This window comes from Psychrobacter sp. 1Y4 (genome assembly GCF_051847555.1).
Genome location: NZ_JBPYDE010000067.1, coordinates 1 through 1,368, shown reverse-complemented (window position 1 = coordinate 1,368; position 1,368 = coordinate 1). Strand labels below are relative to the sequence as shown.

1 protein-coding gene and 1 pseudogene are annotated in these 1,368 nt (G+C 42.5%); both read left to right on the top strand.

Translation table 11 applies throughout. The annotated features are described in order from the left end of the window. Positions 1–378 (top strand): annotated as a pseudogene (locus ACS8FC_RS14185) (threonine synthase); the annotation flags it as partial. A gap of 335 nt (positions 379–713) precedes the next feature. Continuing rightward, positions 714–1,368, top strand: a 655-nt coding sequence (locus ACS8FC_RS14180) for a LysM peptidoglycan-binding domain-containing protein (RefSeq protein ID WP_439297231.1), incomplete at its 3' end; no start/stop codon positions are given.

Sequence of the window (1,368 nt, the reverse complement as noted above, 5' to 3'; positions counted from 1 at the left end):
TTTGACTTGTCTGATTTGATGGAAGCGGTCAATACGCGTTATGGCTTTGCTGCGGGCAAATCAACCCATAGCGATCGTTTAAATACGATCAAAGCATTGTATGAAACGCATGGCGAGCTTGTCGATCCGCATACGGCTGACGGTATCAAGGTTGCCAAAGAATTGCAGCGTGAGGATGAAGTCATTATCTGTGCAGAGACCGCGTTGCCCGTTAAATTTGCAGATACCATTATCGAAGCAGTGGGACAGATAGATATTAAGCGCCCAGCTCACACTGAAGGTTTAGAGAGCCTACCGCAACATGTTGTGGTATTAGAAAATAGTGCTGAACTGGTCGCTGAGCAAATTCGTCAGCATGTGGCTCCAAACCCAGCTTAGGCAACAAGATAGTCTAAGCCCATCTTCAAGGAATCAATAGGGTGGTCCAAAGGTTACACCATTGTAATAAAGTGTTTATGATTGTGTTATGGTATAGATAATTGTAGTATTAGAAACAGCGTCGGAAAGCCATCATTATGCTAGACGCTTTTTTAGGAATCGTTCCAGCCAATTATACTGAACAGCCGCCCTATAGTTGTCATGATTGAATTGCTTATAGATTACTAATATTAAATGATTTTTACTATTTTTTAATAAAGTAAAATATCTTTAGATAAATGGTGCTAGTGCAGTTTGTCATGATCAAAACAATGGTACATATTGTGGATATAACCATGAAGATGAGCTTAAAAAAGACAGCAAAAGCACTGGCAAAAGGATTATTAGTTACGACATTTAGCGGTGCTATGTTGATGACTACAGCACACGCAAACAATCCACCACCTACTATCAAAGCTGATGCTCCCAACCGCTATACTGTCAAAAAAGGCGATACGTTGTGGGATATCTCAGGTCGCTACCTCGACAGTCCGTGGCGCTGGAAAGAGATCTGGGCCACCAATAAGCAAATCAAAAACCCAAACCTTATCTATCCTAACGACATTCTGATCCTTTGTGTTATTCAAGGCAAAACCTTGATCGGAGTCGATACGGGTGAAGGCTGTGCAGGTATCGAAAAACAAATGATGGGTAACGTGGTTGCGAGTACAGTCACTGTTACCTCTACTGCCAATAGTGTCCCGCCTATTCCGTGGTCTGCTATCCAGCACTGGTTAGATAAAACCCTCATTGTAGATCCAGAAGATTTCAATACTACCCCTTATATTTTGGCGTCCAAAAATCGCAACCTTATTACTGCAAGCGGTGATAAAGTCTATGCCAAAGGGGTGCCACTGATCGTTGGTCAGCGTTATGGCGTATACCGAGAGGGTGATCTGTATGTCGATCCTAAAACTCAAGAGGTTATCGGATTAGAGGTTACACAGGTAG